Source organism: Pseudoalteromonas sp. CNAT2-18.1, assembly GCF_022347865.1.
GTDB lineage: Bacteria > Pseudomonadota > Gammaproteobacteria > Enterobacterales > Alteromonadaceae > Pseudoalteromonas > Pseudoalteromonas ruthenica.
Window position 1 is genome coordinate 1 of the sequence record NZ_JAKRFR010000009.1, and the last position, 15,926, is coordinate 15,926.

Below are 15,926 nucleotides of genomic sequence, written 5' to 3' on the forward strand. Positions count from 1 at the left end.
CTCACCCGTCCGCCGCTCGACGCCAGAGGTGCAAGCACCTCTTCGTTTCCGCTCGACTTGCATGTGTTAGGCCTGCCGCCAGCGTTCAATCTGAGCCATGATCAAACTCTTCAATTAAAAGTTTTTTGAATCCGAAGATTCAGCTCAATGAATACTGATTTTGATATCTATCGATATCGAATTGACTGTGCTGAATAAATTAAATTTATTCCGTTGGTCACTCAGCTCAATTGAGACTCTAAATTTGTTTGCGTCATCTAGCGAACTAGAATCGGCTGTTAGAACTCAATCTGTACGAGTGCCCACACAGATGATTGCTTCATATTTTTAAAGAACGTTTTAGGCTTTTGCCTCGGAAGCTTTGCTCCCGTTCAGGGCTGTGCATTCTACTCAACCCCACTTTATTGTCAACACTTTATTTTAAGAAGTTTGCATTTTTCAATGCGTCTTTTAAAACTCAGTTTTACTTGACTCACCCAACTCGTTGAAGTGCTTGTTTGTAAGCAGTCCGCCGTGTCGGTGGATGCGCATTATAGGGAGATTCGATTTCCACGCAACCCCTTTTTTAAAGAAAACTGCAAAAAACGGATCGTTTGAACAAAAATAAAACTAAAACTACTGTATTTAACAGTTATAGATCTATTTAAGATCTAAATTGCTACATTTAAGATGTTTTATATAGAGAAGGGTTTAGCTAAATAGCTATATATAGAAGAGCTGAAATTTAATTTTGGCCATAAAAAGAAAAAGCCGAGCATAAGCTCGGCTTTTTGTGTCTTTTACGACTTACTCTGCAGACTGTGCGTCTTCTTGAACGTCTTCGCTCGCAACTGGGCGATCTACTAGTTCAATGTAAGCCATTGGTGCGTTGTCGCCTGCACGGAAGCCACACTTCAAAATACGAGTGTAACCACCAGGACGGCCTTCGTAGCGAGGACCAATCTCGCTAAACAACTTACCAACAACTTCTTTATCACGCGTGCGAGCAAATGCTAAACGGCGATTTGCAACGCTATCAGTCTTAGCCAGTGTGATTAAAGGTTCAATTACACGGCGCAGCTCTTTCGCTTTAGGCAATGTTGTTTTGATGATTTCGTGCTTCACCAAAGAACCAGCCATATTGCTGAACATCGCTTTGCGATGGCTGCTGTTACGGTTTAATTGACGACCACTCTTACGATGGCGCATGACCCTATCCTTCTAACTAAACTAAATATAGTGATTTAGATTACTCAGCTAAGCTTGCTGGCGGCCAGTTTTCTAAGCGCATGCCTAGAGACAGACCACGTGATGCAAGCACGTCTTTGATCTCAGTTAGAGACTTCTTACCTAAGTTAGGTGTTTTCAGAAGCTCAACTTCGGTACGCTGTACTAAATCACCGATATATTGAATTTGCTCGGCTTTCAAGCAGTTTGCTGAACGAACTGTTAGCTCAAGATCATCAACTGGACGAAGCAGAATAGGATCGAATTCTGGCTTCTCTTCCTTCTCTTCTGGCTCAGAAACATCGCGTAAGTCTACGAATGCTTCTAATTGCTCAGCAAGAATGGTCGACGCACGGCGGATCGCTTCTTCAGGATCTAAAGTGCCGTTTGTTTCCATATCAATGATTAACTTGTCTAAGTCAGTACGTTGTTCAACACGTGCTGATTCGACCGAGTACGCAATACGCTCAACTGGGCTGAATGATGCATCAAGCAACAAACGGCCGATTGGGCGCTCATCGTCTTCAGAGGATACGCGGCTAGAAGCTGGTACATAACCACGACCACGCTCAACACGGATGCGCATGCTGATCTCGCTATTGTCAGTTGTTAAATGACAAATTACGTGATCAGGATTGCTGATTGTTACATCACCATCGTGCTGGATATCTGCCGCAGTCACAGGGCCTACACCAGATTTAGTCAGGGTCAGAAAAACTTCATCTTTGCCTTCGATATTAACTGCTAGACCTTTAAGGTTTAACAGGATTTCAATGATGTCTTCTTGTACGCCTTCTTTCGCGCTGTACTCATGTAAAACGCCATCAATTTCTACCTCAGTAACTGCGCATCCAGGCATAGATGACAACAGAATACGACGTAGAGCGTTTCCTAGAGTGTGACCAAAACCACGCTCAAGCGGCTCTAGTACCACTTTTGAACGAGTTGGGTTGATAGCGTCGATATCGACTAACCTTGGTTTTAGGAATTCGGTTACAGAACCCTGCATTTTATCCTCTCTTAACTCTTAACTTTACTTCGAGTAAAGTTCGACGATTAGTTGTTCGTTAATGTCCGCAGACAGATCAGAACGCTCAGGTAGGCGCTTAAAAGTACCTTCCATTTTCTTACCGTCAACTTCAACCCAAGTTGGCTTCTCACGTTGCTCAGCCAATTCTAGAGCTCCAACGATACGTGCTTGCTTCTTCGACTTCTCACGAATTTCTACCTGATCTTCAGGAGTAACGTTGAAAGAAGGAATGTTTACAACACGACCATTAACCATAATCGCTTTGTGACTTACTAGCTGACGCGCTTCAGCACGTGTGCTTGCAAAACCCATGCGATATACAACATTGTCTAGACGTTGCTCTAGAAGCTGAAGTAGGTTTTCACCTGTATTGCCTTTAAGGCGAGCAGCTTCTTTGTAGTAGTTACGGAATTGCTTTTCAAGGATGCCGTACATACGACGAACCTTTTGCTTTTCACGTAGCTGTAGACCGTAGTCAGATAAACGACCCTTACGGGCGCCGTGCTGACCAGGTGCTGTCTCAAGTTTACACTTAGAGTCGATAGCTCGTACGCCGCTCTTAAGGAACAGGTCAGTACCTTCACGACGACTTAGCTTGAGCTTAGGGCCCAAATATCTTGCCATGTTCTTTCTCCTAACCTATTGTTATACGCGACGTTTCTTCGGTGGACGACAACCATTGTGTGGAATTGGCGTCACGTCAGTGATGTTTGTGATACGGAAACCAGCAGCATTCAATGCACGTACAGCAGACTCACGGCCTGGACCTGGACCTTTAATGAATACTTCTAAGTTCTTCAAACCGTATTCTTGTGCAGCAGTACCTGCACGCTCTGCAGCTACCTGAGCAGCGAATGGTGTAGATTTACGTGAACCACGGAAACCTGAACCACCGGCAGTTGCCCAAGAAAGTGCATTACCTTGACGGTCTGTAATCGTAACAATAGTGTTGTTGAAAGACGCATGAACGTGAGCCATGCCATCAGCAACTTGCTTTTTGACCTTCTTACGACGAATTGGTGCTTTAGCCATAATTTACCCCACCTTATTTCTTGATAGGCTTGCGAGGACCCTTACGAGTACGCGCGTTAGTCTTAGTACGCTGACCACGTAGTGGTAGCGAACGACGGTGACGTAAACCACGGAAGCAACCAAGGTCCATAAGACGCTTGATGTTCAAAGTAACTTCACGACGAAGATCACCTTCTACAGTGTACTTGCCAACTTCTTCACGAAGCGTGTCAAGAGTTTCGTCATTTAGTTCACCGATTTTAGTATCTTCTGCGATACCTACCGCTGCCAAGATCGCCTTAGCGCGGGTTTTACCTACACCATAAATTGAGGTTAAACCAATAACCGCATGTTTATGATCAGGAACGTTAATGCCAGCTATACGGGCCACTAACACATCTCCTATAGTTTAAATTTGGTAATCATCTTCTCGAAAAGCCCGTTAGGATACTCAAGTGATGACCAAACTACAATGAAAAACACAGGCCGAGCATACCACTCAGCCTGCATGACTTGTTTAATTAGCCTTGCCTTTGCTTGTGCTTAGGCTCACTGCAAATCACACGTACAACGCCGGCACGTTTGATTACTTTGCAGTTACGGCAGATTTTCTTAACGGAAGCACGTACTTTCATTACTCAACTCCGTAAACCGACCTTATCGGCCATAGCCTTTAAGGTTTGCTTTTTTCAGCACAGAATCATACTGATGTGACATCAGATGGGTCTGTACTTGTGCCATAAAGTCCATGATCACAACAACGATAATCAAGATTGATGTACCGCCGAAGTAGAATGGCGTTTGCCATGCCATGGTCATAAACTCGGGCACTAGACAGATAAAGGTAATGTACAAGGCACCTGCCAATGTCAGGCGTGTCATTACTTTATCAATGTATTTCGATGTCTGCTCACCTGGACGAATACCTGGAATGAAAGCTCCAGATTTTTTCAGGTTGTCTGCAGTTTCACGCGGGTTGAAAACCAACGCAGTGTAGAAAAAGCAGAAAAAGATAATAGCAGCAGCCAAGACCATTGCGTACAGCGGTTGACCCGGAGTCAATGCTGTGGAAATGGCTTGTAACACGTCAGCTACAGGACCTTCACCCTGGCCGAACCAGCTTGCAATTGTACCAGGGAACAGAATGATACTACTAGCAAAGATTGGTGGAATAACCCCAGCCATATTTACTTTCAACGGCAAGTGTGTGCTTTGAGCAGCGTACACCTGACGACCTTGTTGGCGCTTTGCGTAGTTAACAACAATACGACGTTGACCACGTTCAAAGAAAACCACCAAGTAAGTAACGGCAAACACGATTACCGCAATCAATACCAGTACCAAAATGTTCAATTCACCTTGGCGCGCCATTTCGGCTGTCGAACCAATAGCAGACGGCAGGTTAGCTACGATACCAACAAAAATCAGAACTGAGATACCGTTACCGATACCACGCTCTGTAATTTGTTCGCCCAACCACATTAAGAACATACAGCCGGTTACTAAGCTCACTACAGCAGTGAAGTAGAAACCAAAGCCGGGGTTAACAACTAACCCGTCCATCATGTTCGGTAAGCCAGTAGCAATACCGATTGATTGGAACGTAGCAAGCACGAGCGTACCATAACGCGTGTACTGACTGATTTTCTTACGCCCCTGTTCACCCTCTTTTTTCAGCTCTACCATCGCAGGATGTATATGCGTTAGTAGCTGCATGATAATTGAGGCCGAAATATAGGGCATAATACCCAGTGCAAGTACCGAAGCACGCTCAAGCGCACCACCGCTGAACATGTTGAACATTTCAACAATGGTGCCCTTCTGTTGCTCGAAGAATTCGGCAAGTACAGCGGCGTCAATCCCAGGGATCGGCACGAATGAACCTAAACGGTAAATAATGATAGCACCGAGTACAAATAGTAAACGACGCTTCAACTCCGCAAGCCCGCTTTGTGCACTTTGCATATCGTGACCTGGTTTAGCCATAAAGTACTTCCTTACTCTTCTACCTTGCCTCCGGCAGCTTCAATCGCTTCGCGTGCACCTTTGGTCACTTTAAGACCTTTAACAGTGACGGCGCGAGAAACTTCACCAGATTTAACTACTTTAACGAACTGGATGTTCTTCTTAACCAGACCAGCTGCTTGTAACGCGTTTAGATCTACCACATCGCCTTCAACTTTAGCGATTTCGAATAGATTCACTTCTTTAGTCGCAAGAGACTTGCGTGAAGTGAAACCAAACTTAGGTAGACGACGTTGCATAGGCATTTGACCGCCTTCGAAACCAACGCGTACTTTACCACCAGAACGTGATTTTTGACCTTTGTGACCACGGCCACCAGTTTTACCTAGGCCAGAACCGATACCACGGCCCACACGTTTGCCGGCTGATTTTGCACCTGCAGCAGGTGAAAGTGTATTCAAATTCATTCGAATTACCCCTCAACCTTAACCATGTAAGAAACTTGGTTGATCATACCACGTACTGAAGGCGTATCTTCTAGCTCTACAGTGTGGTTGATACGACGTAAACCAAGGCCACGTAATGTAGCTCTATGCTTCGGCAAGCGGCCGATTGAACTACGTACTTGAGTTACTTTTACTGTATTTGCCATGGTGTCTTACCCCAAAATTTCTTCAACGCTAAGACCACGCTTCGCAGCAACTGCTTCTGGAGACTTCATGTTCTCTAGTGCTGAGATAGTTGCGCGAACAACGTTGATCGGGTTAGTCGAACCGTAGGCTTTTGACAATACGTTTTGTACACCAGCTACTTCTAGTACTGCACGCATCGCACCACCGGCGATGATACCAGTACCTTCAGATGCTGGTTGCATGTACACTTTAGAACCAGCGTGACGACCCTTGATAGGGTGCTGAAGTGTATTGCCTTTAAGCTCTACCTTGATCATGTTACGACGTGCTTTTTCCATTGCTTTTTGAATAGCAGCTGGAACTTCACGTGCTTTACCATAACCAAAACCTACTTTACCTGCGCCGTCACCTACTACTGTAAGTGCAGTGAAGCTAAAGATACGACCACCTTTAACCACCTTAGACACACGGTTTACCGCGATTAGCTTTTCAGCCAAATCAGGCTGTTGTTGCTTTGCTTCTACGTTAGCCATTGTCTACTCCTAGAATTGCAGACCGGCTTCACGCGCTGCATCCGCAAGCGCCTTCACACGGCCGTGATATTTAAAGCCACTGCGGTCAAAAGCGATACTTTCGTTAACGCCTTTTTCAGCCGCACGTTCTGCAACTGCTTTACCCACTGCTTGAGCAGCTTCGATGTTGCCAGTGCCTTTAACTGTTTCAGCAATTGCTTTCTCAACAGTAGAAGCAGCAGCCAGTACACTACCCTCAGCACTAATAACCTGAGCATAGATGTGACGTGGCGTGCGGTGGATAACAAGGCGGATTTTGCCCTGTTCAATAAAATTTCTACGTGAGCGCTTAGCGCGACGTAGACGTGCTGTTCTCTTATCCATCGTCCTACCTTACTTCTTCTTAGCCTCTTTACGACGCACGTATTCGTCAGCATAGCGAACACCTTTACCTTTATAAGGCTCTGGCTCACGGTATGCGCGAATGTTTGCAGCAGTTTGACCAACTAGCTGCTTGTCTGCGCCCTTAACAACGATCTCAGTTTGGCTCGGAGCTTCAATCGTGATGCCCTCTGGGATCTCGAAGTTGACTGGGTGTGAGAAGCCTAGCGTTAAATCTAGTACTTTACCTTTCACCGCAGCACGGTAACCAACACCAACTAGCTGTAGCTTCTTCTCGTAACCGTCGTTCACACCAACAATCATGTTGTTGATAAGTGCACGTGCAGTACCAGCTTGAGCCCAAGCGTTAGCAACGCCTTCTACAGGTTTAGTGGTGATTACATTGTCTTCGAATGAAACTTCAACCGCTTCGTTGATAGCACGGCTAAGTTCACCATTCTTACCTTTAACTGTGATGTCCTGGCCTTTAAGCGTGATTTCTACACCGGCTGGAACATTAATAGGTGCCTTTGCTATACGCGACATAGTCCCCTCCGATTACGCTACAAAGCCAATGATTTCACCGCCCACGCCAGCGCTACGCGCAGCACGGTCAGTCATCAGGCCTTTAGAAGTTGATACGATAGCGATACCTAGACCACCCATTACCTTAGGTAATGCGTCACGTTTCTTATAGATACGTAGACCAGGGCGGCTAACACGCTGGATGTTTTCGATTACAGCTTTGCCTTCGAAGTACTTAAGCTCGATGTTTAGTTCAGGTTTAGCGCCTTCTGTTACTGAGTAACCAGAAACATAACCTTCATCAGTTAGTACTTTAGCAACTGCTATTTTCAGCTTTGAAGATGGCATTGAGATAGAAACCTTCTTCGCAGTCTGGCCGTTACGGATACGTGTGAACAAATCCGCAATAGGATCTTGCAAGCTCATTGTCTTACTCCCGTGATTCTATTACCAACTAGCCTTTTTAAGGCCAGGAATTTCACCGCGCATAGCTGCTTCGCGAACTTTGATACGGCTTAGGCCGAACTTGCGAAGGTAACCATGTGGGCGGCCCGTGATGTTACAACGATTACGTTGACGTGCAGGGCTTGAATCACGCGGAAGAGTCTGAAGCTTCAGAACCGCGTCCCAACGCTCTTCATCTGATGAATTAACATCGCTGATGATAGCTTTTAGTGCCGCACGCTTTTCAGCGTATTGGGCAACTAGTTTAGTGCGCTTTGCTTCGCGCGCTTTCATTGAATTCTTTGCCATAACCCTACCCTTATTTCTTGAATGGGAAGTTAAACGCTTCTAACAACGCACGGCCTTCCTCATCATTCTGCGCAGAAGTAGTGATAGTGATGTCTAGACCACGTACACGGTCTACACGATCATAATCGATTTCTGGGAAGATGATTTGTTCACGTACGCCCATGCTGTAGTTGCCGCGACCGTCGAAAGACTTAGCGCTTACACCACGGAAATCGCGAATACGCGGGATAGCGATTGAAACCAAACGCTCAAAAAAGTCCCACATACGCTCGCCACGTAGGGTTACTTTACAACCAATTGGGTAGCCTTCACGGATCTTAAAGCCAGCAACTGATTTGCGTGCTTTCGTGATAAGAGGCTTCTGACCAGAGATTGCTTCTAGATCAGCAACAGCGTTTTCTAGAATTTTCTTGTCAGCTAGGGCTTCGCCCACACCCATGTTTAATGTGATCTTTTCGATCTGAGGGACTTGCATGACAGAGCTGAAACCAAACTTCTTTTGAAGTTCAGCGACTACTTTGTCTTTATATACTTCATGCAGTTTCGCCATCGTCTACTCCAACTATTAAATAGTTTTACCAGTAGATTTGAAGATACGTAATTTCTTACCGTCTTCAATCTTGAAACCTACACGATCTGCTTTACCCGTTTCCGAGTTGTAGATCGCAACGTTTGATACGTCGATAGACGCTTCTTTCTCAACAATACCGCCAGCTTGGTTCAACTGAGGAACAGGCTTTTGGTGCTTCTTGATAAGGTTTACGCCTTCAACAAATACTCGACCAGTTTCAGTAACAACTGAAAGCACTTTACCGCGCTTACCTTTGTCTTTACCGGCCAGTACGATTACTTCGTCATCACGACGGATTTTTGCTGCCATGATCGACTCCTTATAGTACTTCTGGTGCTAGTGAAACGATCTTCATGAACTTTTCAGTACGAAGTTCACGAGTCACAGGGCCGAAGATACGGGTTCCGATTGGCTGGTTGCTATCGTTTAAAATAACAGCCGCATTGCTATCGAAACGGATCAAAGAGCCGTCTGGACGACGAACGCCTTTTTTGGTACGCACAACAACCGCGTTTTTAACATCACCTTTTTTAACTTTGCCGCGAGGAATCGCTTCCTTAACAGCAACTTTAATGATGTCACCAACCGATGCGTAACGACGGTGTGAACCGCCAAGGACTTTAATACACTGCACTTTGCGGGCGCCGCTGTTATCTGCAACGTCCAGCTGAGTTTGCATTTGGATCATCTTAATGTGCTCCGGTGTAGTTACAACTCGCCATAATTCCGTTAGAAATTAAGGCATTAAATAAATTATCCGCTCAATTAACAGGCAACTTTTCGGTTACTTGTGTGCTGAGGGCGGGCAATTGTATCAGTAATGGCGGGCAAAAGGTAGGCTAATTTTTAATTAATTTCTTTACTTAGCTCGGTTAATAAAGGCTCTGAGAGCCCTAAGGTGAGAACAGAAAATTATCGAAAACAGGCTATTTTTCGCACCATCAATTGCTTATAAAAGCATCAAGGCACAAAAGTGCCTTGATGCTGCATGTATATATGGGGGGGATTAGCCGCCAAACAAGCCTTTGAGTTTGTCTTTTACTTTTTCTTTGGCTTTTTCTTTCACTTCCTCTTTGGCTGCCTCACCAACGTCCAAGTTAACCGCCACGTCATGGAAAGGACCTTTTATACGAACCGGAATTTTGAAACCGGTACTGTCATCGGTGGTGCCTTGACCTTCGATTGAATCCACAATCCCCGTTACTAAGCGGTAGTTTACCTTGGTCGCGGGGAGATCCACTTGACCTTCACCAGTAATACGAATGAGCGGACTTAGCAACGATAAATCTGAGTTGACGCCAACGCCTTTGGTAAAGTTCATACTCCCCGTCAAAGCGGTAAAGTCTGTCTGCTGTGACTTATCAAAGCCAGTATTAAGGCCTTGTGAAAGTGCGGATGTATTTCCCTTAACGAGTTCCTTCGCCTTTCGCACCAATTCAGCAATATTCGCTCCTTTAACAGCACCATCGGCAAAACTGAATGCTAATTTGCCAGCCAGCGCATCAACGAAGCCTTGTTGGCTTTGCCCTTCGGTAGTCAGTTGCCAATTGAGCGCCCCTTTACCCATTAACTTATCAAACTTCACCGCATCGCTAAGAAGAGGCTCAGCATTTATACCACTGAGGTCAAACTGAGTATCGATGTGGTAAGGCTGTCGCGCTGCGTTCAGCGTTACTTTGCCGGTTCCCTGGCCTTCATAGGCAGCGAATTTATCCATACTGAGAGTGGCTACGGCATTATCAAGCTTAATACTGAATTGGTTCTCACCGAGTGTAATATCACGCGCTTTTAAGCCACTTGAGCGAACCACAATATCGGCATCAAGGGCATTCAGGGCAGAAAGGTCTATCGGCGTATCATCCCACTCTAAGGGTTGAGCCTGAGAATCATCGTTACTTGGTTGCTCGGTATTCGCGGCAGGCTCCGGTAAGTAAGGGTTTAAATCTAGCATGCCCAAATCTACATTGGCAGTAAGCGCTAAACGCTCGCCAAGGTGAATCGTACTCATACCTTCAATGGCAAGCTGATCTAACGTCGCCACGAGCTTATTAATAGTAAAAGCCTGCCCTTGCAGCTGCATACTGCCCTCTAAACGGAAATCATTAAACGCGTTGTCTTTGGCATTGAGCTCAACGCCTTGCCACTTGGCAATGCGCTTCACCGAATCCCCTTGCAACATCAAGGTGCCGCTAATATTTCCACCCTGCTCAGCAATGTTGCCTTTAAATTCCATATCAACAAGCGTAGATGTTAAGTTTTGCGTAAGTGTAAATGGTCGACCTTCGATGGCTTTGATTGGGTTATCCAATTCTATATCAAGGTTAAACCGCTCACCCATGTACGTTATGCCCCCTTCTAGTTCTAAAGGTTGGCGTAACGATTTAAGTAATATCGCTAATTCCAAGTCGCTAATTTGTTGTTTACTTCCAGTTTGCCCGTCCAGATAGGTGAACTGACCACCATAAATAGCCACTTCTCCAAGCTCAATATCAAAGTTGTCTGGCAGCTTGACTTGGCCTTGCTCAGTGCTTTGTTGCGATTGCTCAGTTGCGACCTTATCAAAGAGCTGCCAATTACCTTGTCCTTGGGCATTTGTTTCCAGCAACACATCCGGCTCACGGATAACAAACTTATCCAGCTTCACTTCGCCAGAGAATAAGGTGCTCCAGGGGATATGCACATCCAATTGTTTCATCGTCGCCATATTGGCTCGCGATCCCCCTTCCATATTGCTAAAGCTAACATCATTAAGCTCTAATCGCAGTGAAGGGAAAATCGCTAAGTCTTTATCGCCGGCAATCGTCAGTGTGCGCCCAGTGGTGTTTTGTACCTGCTCTGACACTTTATTGAAGATGGCATCGACAGGAATAAAGAAAGGAATGGCGATGAGTAAGCCGATAATTACGACTATGATTACGCCCAAAACCTTGGCTAGGGTCTTCATGGTGAACCTCGTTCCATTAAAGCAAATGTGTTTAGCATAACCTAAAGTAGTTATCTGTGTAATTGTAGTTAAAGTTCATGAATATAGGATGATAGTTGCTGAGCCAGTGTATGCACTGCTTGCGCCATGGTTTTCTCCCAAGGTAGGGCGAAGGTCATACGAAAAAAACGCGCATAATCGATTTGTGGCATAAAGAGTTCGCCAGGCGCAATGGCGATACGCCGAGTAATCAACCGTTGCCATAGCTCATCACTGCAGCCCCCTTGAGGAAGCTCAAACCATAAACTTGGCCCACCACCGATGTCTTGGTACAAATGCGCAACGCCAAAGTGATTGAAAATTTCATCAACCTGCTGGTATTGCCTTAATAGTTGCGCTCGTAAACGTCGGATTAAACGGCGATAGTCACCACTGCGATACAGATGAGTAACCAGCTCTTGGCTCGCGATGTCGCTCGCCTCACTAAGCACCGATTTAGTCAAAATAATATCAGCAGCGCAATTACGGCAGAGCATATACCCCAAGGTTAGAGCAAAGGACAGTGTATCACTGTAGTCACATATGCTGATCACCGCTAGAGAGCTATCTTCATCTAAGAGGCTCGCAATTGACGGAGGTCGAAACTCACTAAAACTAAGCTCACCACGGTCATATTCGATTAACGCAACATCATGGCGCTGCGCCCAAGCCAACAATGCACGTTTTTGTTGTTCGCTCAGCAGGCGCCCTGTCGGATCTTGATAATTAGGGTTAAAAATATAAGCGCGAATGTCATGCTCTTGTCGAGCCTGCTCCAATAATGCCAATTCGGTTTCGAAGTCGGGCTGTATAGGGACACCCACATAAGCTTGAGCGCTGTGGTGCAAATGCGCCAATATAAAAAATGAGCTTGGAGACTCAACTGCCACCTTATGCTCACTCAACCCTAACCCCTTTAACGCCAAAGTAAGTGCCGAACTGCGTCCATGGGTAATGACGACCTCGGCTGGATTTATAAGCTGCTGACTCAACGCATAATGTGTCGCAATTTCTTGGCGCAGCGAATCAATACCGGCTTCGCGATTGTCTTGGAGTAATTTAAATGGACGCTGCCTGCGCACACGCTTTTGCGCCCGCGTGAGTAGCGCTTCGTTGTCTAATACCGTACTTGGCCCAGTGCAGGATAGCGGCACTATATCTGCGTCGTTAAAACTGTATTGCACCGCTTTGTGTAACGGCATGGAAATCAGCTCACTTGGGATTAATTTATCACCAAAGTTTTGTTGCGCAGTGCTTTGTTGACGAGCACAAACGTAATAACCACTGCGCGGCCGGGCCTCAATGAGTTGTTGTCTTTGCAAATGTTCATAAATTTTAGCAGCTGTCGATATCCCAACTTTTCTTTCACGAGCGAAATCCCGGACAGAAAGAAGCCTATCACCCTGTTTTAATTGGCCATTATTAATTGACTTAGCTAGTACCTCGGCCTCTCGCTGATAGATAAAACTGGGCATCTGTATTGCTTATTTTTCATTTTTATTGTGTCTGTTTTGCTTTTTTACGTGCCATTACACTGGTTGTCAAACGAAAAGGAGCTAACATGATCCTATTAATAGACACACCAAGGCTGCAGATGCGTCATTTCCGGCTTGCTGATGCCGAAGCAGTGCGCGCATTTAATGCCAACACCGAAGTCACTCGGTATACCGGAGACCCCGCTCAGATAAGCACCAGCGAACAGGCTCGGCGCCTCATCAAAGACGTTTGGTTACACGAATACAAACGTTATGGTTACGCTCGTTATGCCTTGATACACAAGCAACACAACAAGTTAATTGGATTTTGTGGTTTTAAGTTCAACCCACAACAACAGCTTGCTGATTTAGGCTACCGCATGCTTCCTCAGTATTGGCAACAGGGTCTTGGCTATGAGGCGGCACAAAGCGTCATGACATATGGGCTAACCACCCTCGCATTACCGGGAATTTATGCCGAAGTAGATAGTGCCAACACGGGCTCTGTACGCATTTTGCAAAAACTTGGGTTTACGCACACGGATTCATATCGTCAATGGGGGCTCAACCTACAACGCTATGATTATCTGTGTGCTCCCTATAGTAGATAAGCCTCCAAGCTACTTAAAACAGCAAAGTCAATATTGCATCAACACACAATGTCAGTATGATGCACAGCCCCGCTCAAAGTGGGCTGTGTTGTATCAAGTGGAGTTGTAGTACCAAGCATGAAGAAGTTGCTTATATCCCCATCAAAAATGGCGCTGGGTGAACAAGAAAGTCAGATTTATCAAAATATTTTAAAACAGGCGACCGATATCAGCCTAAATCTAATGGCGGTGAAGGTTGAAAACCACCCAGACGAGTTCTTAGGTTGGTGTTATGAGTTACTTGACGCACTCAATAACCGCCTAAACTACGAGTTACTAGAGCCTCAGCAGCTCCCTTGCGTAAAGAAGCTACACACACTGCTTACTGAAGCCATTAGCTTTTTGCAACTGAAGGCCTTGCGTATTACTCCCTGGCCAGTGCTATGTGAATACCTGCAACAGCAGCAATCACGCGTTTTATTAGATGAACACTTAGCCTTATGTGACTACATCGACAGGTTACGGGAACAGTCGTTAGCTGAACTCAGTAAAGAGGACCGCCTTGTAGTCGCGGGTAAACACCTCAACAGCCATGACCCAGCAGTCTACCGCTTTGATGTCGAGCTCTTTGCTGCAACGAGAAGCAATAAAGCATTTCACCAATTGCTGGCTGATTTCCCAGCTCTTTTTGATCAGGCTTTGGCGCACATTCCACTACAAGGAGAGGTAACGCGCGAGCATTACAGTGCCTTTGTTACAGCCTATCAAAGCATCTTCATCGATGCCGATGAAAAGCCTACACTTGCTCCGGCAACGCGCCTGTTAGCCATGCGCCGACCCGATGTATTCACTCCTGCCAGCCAAGCTAAATTAGATACTTTGTGCGCTGCGCTAGGTGTTGCCAAATTGAGTAACCGCGACTTCGAACGATATTGGCAGGAGCTGGTATGCACTATAACTCGCCTACCCTGGTACACTATGGCCAGCGGCGACAATGACCTAGAGCAACGCTTGTGTGCCAACAAAGCACTCTTACCATGCTTATTTTTCTATTTCGCCGAGGATAGTGCGCAGCAATCAAACTACTACAAGCTGCTCCATAAGCCGAAGCGTTCATCTTCCAGCAAAGCACCTAGGCGCAGCAAAGAGTCTGCAGCAACGCTGGTAGATAGAGCTTTAGCCGAAGATGATATCCCAGAGCATATTCGCGCCAAGCGCGACTCTATCATCGCCGAAGTTGAGAAAGGCCGCAGCATCAATGATACCCTCACCTTGATGCGCACCATTTTCGGTTAACCCCTCATCCCATACAGAGCGCCGCTCGGCGCTCCAGCTTATCAAGCTCCTCCCCCTGGTTTGCAGCAACAGTACCAGCGCATAACGAGTCACGATGGTGTGAATTATCTCGGTGCATCCGCATAAAATATGCACCAGGGTCGTGCAACAGATCACTTTGTGAAATCTGGCTATTTCCAAAAATCAATACCAAGCTGTTGAAAAATATTTAATTATTAATTTATTTCATACTCTGGCATGGCCTTTGCCCTGTTTATGCCAACACAGCGCGAAAACGGGAATGAAACAATGATAAAAACAACACGCTGGCAAGTCTCGGGGCTACTCTGTCTCGCCCTGTTGCCTATGACAGGCCATGCTAAGAACAGTCTAACTGCGAATGTGGCGGCTAGTTCAAACTATTATTGGCGAGGGATCACACAAAGTGATGATCAAGCCGCAGTATCGGGCGGCTTAGATTATGCTACGGACAGTGGCTTCTATATGGGAACTTGGCTATCCAATATTGATTTCGGCGAAGCCGCAAGTACTAGTTATGAAATGGATTTGTACGCTGGGTTTGGCGGCACAGCGGGAGAAATCGGTTATGACGTTGGCTATATCTATTATGCCTACCCTGATGCCGCTGACGACATTGGCTTTGGTGAGGTTTATGGTTCACTAAGCTGGCAATGGCTGAGCGCAGGAGCGAGCTACCTACTTAATGCCGAAGACGATGCAACCAGTGAAGAAGATATGCTTTATTTAGAGCTCAATGCCAGCTTTCCAGTTTTCACCGACACCGAGCTCGCATTCCACCTAGGCCACTCAAGTGGTGACACCGTTCGGGAGTGGTATGGTGAAGATGATAGTTACTTAGATTATGGCGTTAGCATCAGTAAAGCCGGGTTCACACTTGGCCTGTTGCAAACTGATCTTGATGCCGATGACGATTTAAAAGCCTACGTGTCCTACAGTATGGACTTTGATTTGTAGGTATTTACCGACTTATTGTTGCTGCAAACCAGGGGCCGTCAG

Annotated in this window: 22 protein-coding genes and 1 rRNA gene; 3 read left to right on the forward strand and 20 right to left on the reverse strand. The window is 45.9% G+C overall.

The annotated features are described in order from the left end of the window. The 20 genes from MHM94_RS17245 to MHM94_RS17340 all read right to left on the reverse strand — a co-directional run. Positions 1-117: ribosomal RNA gene (locus MHM94_RS17245) — 16S ribosomal RNA — on the reverse strand; the annotation flags it as partial. A 669-nt stretch (positions 118-786) separates the two neighbouring features. Then, complete coding sequence (gene rplQ / locus MHM94_RS17250; protein WP_022943959.1) at positions 787-1,188, reverse strand: 50S ribosomal protein L17; 402 nt, start codon at positions 1,186-1,188, stop codon at positions 787-789. A 40-nt stretch (positions 1,189-1,228) separates the two neighbouring features. After that, entirely contained in the window at positions 1,229-2,215 is a 987-nt protein-coding gene (rpoA, locus tag MHM94_RS17255) for a DNA-directed RNA polymerase subunit alpha (RefSeq protein WP_022943958.1), read from the reverse strand. Positions 2,216-2,239: 24 nt separating this feature from the next. Further along, complete coding sequence (rpsD, locus tag MHM94_RS17260; RefSeq protein WP_022943957.1) at positions 2,240-2,860, reverse strand: 30S ribosomal protein S4; 621 nt, start codon at positions 2,858-2,860, stop codon at positions 2,240-2,242. 21 nt (positions 2,861-2,881) lie between these two features. Next, the gene (gene rpsK, locus MHM94_RS17265; protein ID WP_022943956.1) at positions 2,882-3,268 is read right to left on the reverse strand and encodes a 30S ribosomal protein S11; all 387 of its coding nucleotides are present in this window, start codon (positions 3,266-3,268) and stop codon (positions 2,882-2,884) included. Between the two features lie 13 nt (positions 3,269-3,281). Continuing rightward, the gene (rpsM, locus tag MHM94_RS17270; RefSeq protein WP_022943955.1) at positions 3,282-3,638 is read right to left on the reverse strand and encodes a 30S ribosomal protein S13; all 357 of its coding nucleotides are present in this window, start codon (positions 3,636-3,638) and stop codon (positions 3,282-3,284) included. A 130-nt stretch (positions 3,639-3,768) separates the two neighbouring features. Further along, a complete protein-coding gene (gene rpmJ / locus MHM94_RS17275; protein ID WP_002959476.1) occupies positions 3,769-3,882 on the reverse strand; it encodes a 50S ribosomal protein L36 in 114 nt (37 codons plus the stop codon). 22 nt (positions 3,883-3,904) lie between these two features. Beyond that, entirely contained in the window at positions 3,905-5,233 is a 1,329-nt protein-coding gene (gene secY, locus MHM94_RS17280) for a preprotein translocase subunit SecY (protein WP_022943954.1), read from the reverse strand. A gap of 11 nt (positions 5,234-5,244) precedes the next feature. Further along, a complete protein-coding gene (gene rplO / locus MHM94_RS17285; protein ID WP_022943953.1) occupies positions 5,245-5,679 on the reverse strand; it encodes a 50S ribosomal protein L15 in 435 nt (144 codons plus the stop codon). Positions 5,680-5,684: 5 nt separating this feature from the next. Then, on the reverse strand, positions 5,685-5,864 hold the full coding sequence (gene rpmD / locus MHM94_RS17290; protein WP_081604373.1) for a 50S ribosomal protein L30: 180 nt from the start codon (positions 5,862-5,864) through the stop codon (positions 5,685-5,687). Positions 5,865-5,870: 6 nt separating this feature from the next. Then, positions 5,871-6,377, reverse strand: a complete 507-nt coding sequence (gene rpsE / locus MHM94_RS17295; RefSeq protein ID WP_022943952.1) for a 30S ribosomal protein S5 — start codon at positions 6,375-6,377, stop codon at positions 5,871-5,873. A gap of 9 nt (positions 6,378-6,386) precedes the next feature. Beyond that, positions 6,387-6,740: a 50S ribosomal protein L18 gene (rplR, locus tag MHM94_RS17300; protein WP_022943951.1), complete on the reverse strand. Its 354-nt coding sequence runs from the start codon at positions 6,738-6,740 to the stop codon at positions 6,387-6,389. 9 nt (positions 6,741-6,749) lie between these two features. Then, the gene (rplF, locus tag MHM94_RS17305) at positions 6,750-7,283 is read right to left on the reverse strand and encodes a 50S ribosomal protein L6 (RefSeq protein ID WP_022943950.1); all 534 of its coding nucleotides are present in this window, start codon (positions 7,281-7,283) and stop codon (positions 6,750-6,752) included. A 12-nt stretch (positions 7,284-7,295) separates the two neighbouring features. Next, positions 7,296-7,688 (reverse strand): 30S ribosomal protein S8, encoded by a 393-nt coding sequence (rpsH, locus tag MHM94_RS17310; protein WP_022943949.1) that lies wholly within the window; start codon positions 7,686-7,688, stop codon positions 7,296-7,298. Between the two features lie 21 nt (positions 7,689-7,709). Then, positions 7,710-8,015 (reverse strand): 30S ribosomal protein S14, encoded by a 306-nt coding sequence (gene rpsN, locus MHM94_RS17315; RefSeq protein WP_022943948.1) that lies wholly within the window; start codon positions 8,013-8,015, stop codon positions 7,710-7,712. Positions 8,016-8,025: 10 nt separating this feature from the next. Next, a complete protein-coding gene (rplE, locus tag MHM94_RS17320) occupies positions 8,026-8,565 on the reverse strand; it encodes a 50S ribosomal protein L5 (RefSeq protein ID WP_045980290.1) in 540 nt (179 codons plus the stop codon). A 15-nt stretch (positions 8,566-8,580) separates the two neighbouring features. Then, the gene (gene rplX / locus MHM94_RS17325) at positions 8,581-8,895 is read right to left on the reverse strand and encodes a 50S ribosomal protein L24 (protein ID WP_022943946.1); all 315 of its coding nucleotides are present in this window, start codon (positions 8,893-8,895) and stop codon (positions 8,581-8,583) included. A gap of 10 nt (positions 8,896-8,905) precedes the next feature. After that, on the reverse strand, positions 8,906-9,274 hold the full coding sequence (gene rplN, locus MHM94_RS17330) for a 50S ribosomal protein L14 (protein ID WP_022943945.1): 369 nt from the start codon (positions 9,272-9,274) through the stop codon (positions 8,906-8,908). 318 nt (positions 9,275-9,592) lie between these two features. Continuing rightward, the gene (locus MHM94_RS17335) at positions 9,593-11,530 is read right to left on the reverse strand and encodes an AsmA family protein (protein WP_235420061.1); all 1,938 of its coding nucleotides are present in this window, start codon (positions 11,528-11,530) and stop codon (positions 9,593-9,595) included. Between the two features lie 68 nt (positions 11,531-11,598). After that, on the reverse strand, positions 11,599-13,023 hold the full coding sequence (locus MHM94_RS17340) for a PLP-dependent aminotransferase family protein (RefSeq protein WP_235420062.1): 1,425 nt from the start codon (positions 13,021-13,023) through the stop codon (positions 11,599-11,601). Positions 13,024-13,109: 86 nt separating this feature from the next. Here MHM94_RS17340 and MHM94_RS17345 point away from each other — a divergent pair, with 86 nt between their 5' ends. The 3 genes from MHM94_RS17345 to MHM94_RS17355 all read left to right on the forward strand — a co-directional run bounded on the left by MHM94_RS17345 (position 13,110) and on the right by MHM94_RS17355 (position 15,884). Further along, positions 13,110-13,634 carry a GNAT family N-acetyltransferase gene (locus MHM94_RS17345; protein ID WP_235420063.1) on the forward strand — a complete coding sequence of 175 codons (525 nt, stop codon included), beginning with the start codon at positions 13,110-13,112 and terminating at the stop codon, positions 13,632-13,634. Between the two features lie 117 nt (positions 13,635-13,751). After that, a complete protein-coding gene (locus tag MHM94_RS17350) occupies positions 13,752-14,909 on the forward strand; it encodes a hypothetical protein (RefSeq protein WP_045980287.1) in 1,158 nt (385 codons plus the stop codon). Between the two features lie 288 nt (positions 14,910-15,197). Beyond that, entirely contained in the window at positions 15,198-15,884 is a 687-nt protein-coding gene (locus MHM94_RS17355; protein ID WP_082079365.1) for a TorF family putative porin, read from the forward strand. The last annotated feature ends 42 nt before the right edge of the window (positions 15,885-15,926 follow it).

Bases quoted from the DNA above. Each gene is read 5' to 3' on its own strand.
- rplQ (WP_022943959.1), bottom strand. From the start codon at position 1,188: ATGCGCCATCGTAAGAGTGGTCGTCAATTAAACCGTAACAGCAGCCAT.
- rpoA (WP_022943958.1), bottom strand. From the start codon at position 2,215: ATGCAGGGTTCTGTAACCGAATTCCTAAAACCAAGGTTAGTCGATATC.
- rpsD (WP_022943957.1), bottom strand. From the start codon at position 2,860: ATGGCAAGATATTTGGGCCCTAAGCTCAAGCTAAGTCGTCGTGAAGGT.
- rpsK (WP_022943956.1), bottom strand. From the start codon at position 3,268: ATGGCTAAAGCACCAATTCGTCGTAAGAAGGTCAAAAAGCAAGTTGCT.
- rpmJ (WP_002959476.1), bottom strand. From the start codon at position 3,882: ATGAAAGTACGTGCTTCCGTTAAGAAAATCTGCCGTAACTGCAAAGTA.
- secY (WP_022943954.1), bottom strand. From the start codon at position 5,233: ATGGCTAAACCAGGTCACGATATGCAAAGTGCACAAAGCGGGCTTGCG.
- rplO (WP_022943953.1), bottom strand. From the start codon at position 5,679: ATGAATTTGAATACACTTTCACCTGCTGCAGGTGCAAAATCAGCCGGC.
- rpmD (WP_081604373.1), bottom strand. From the start codon at position 5,864: ATGGCAAATACAGTAAAAGTAACTCAAGTACGTAGTTCAATCGGCCGC.
- rpsE (WP_022943952.1), bottom strand. From the start codon at position 6,377: ATGGCTAACGTAGAAGCAAAGCAACAACAGCCTGATTTGGCTGAAAAG.
- rplR (WP_022943951.1), bottom strand. From the start codon at position 6,740: ATGGATAAGAGAACAGCACGTCTACGTCGCGCTAAGCGCTCACGTAGA.
- rplF (WP_022943950.1), bottom strand. From the start codon at position 7,283: ATGTCGCGTATAGCAAAGGCACCTATTAATGTTCCAGCCGGTGTAGAA.
- rpsH (WP_022943949.1), bottom strand. From the start codon at position 7,688: ATGAGCTTGCAAGATCCTATTGCGGATTTGTTCACACGTATCCGTAAC.
- rpsN (WP_022943948.1), bottom strand. From the start codon at position 8,015: ATGGCAAAGAATTCAATGAAAGCGCGCGAAGCAAAGCGCACTAAACTA.
- rplE (WP_045980290.1), bottom strand. From the start codon at position 8,565: ATGGCGAAACTGCATGAAGTATATAAAGACAAAGTAGTCGCTGAACTT.
- rplX (WP_022943946.1), bottom strand. From the start codon at position 8,895: ATGGCAGCAAAAATCCGTCGTGATGACGAAGTAATCGTACTGGCCGGT.
- rplN (WP_022943945.1), bottom strand. From the start codon at position 9,274: ATGATCCAAATGCAAACTCAGCTGGACGTTGCAGATAACAGCGGCGCC.
- MHM94_RS17335 (WP_235420061.1), bottom strand. From the start codon at position 11,530: ATGAAGACCCTAGCCAAGGTTTTGGGCGTAATCATAGTCGTAATTATC.
- MHM94_RS17340 (WP_235420062.1), bottom strand. From the start codon at position 13,023: ATGCCCAGTTTTATCTATCAGCGAGAGGCCGAGGTACTAGCTAAGTCA.
- MHM94_RS17345 (WP_235420063.1), top strand. From the start codon at position 13,110: ATGATCCTATTAATAGACACACCAAGGCTGCAGATGCGTCATTTCCGG.
- MHM94_RS17350 (WP_045980287.1), top strand. From the start codon at position 13,752: ATGAAGAAGTTGCTTATATCCCCATCAAAAATGGCGCTGGGTGAACAA.
- MHM94_RS17355 (WP_082079365.1), top strand. From the start codon at position 15,198: ATGATAAAAACAACACGCTGGCAAGTCTCGGGGCTACTCTGTCTCGCC.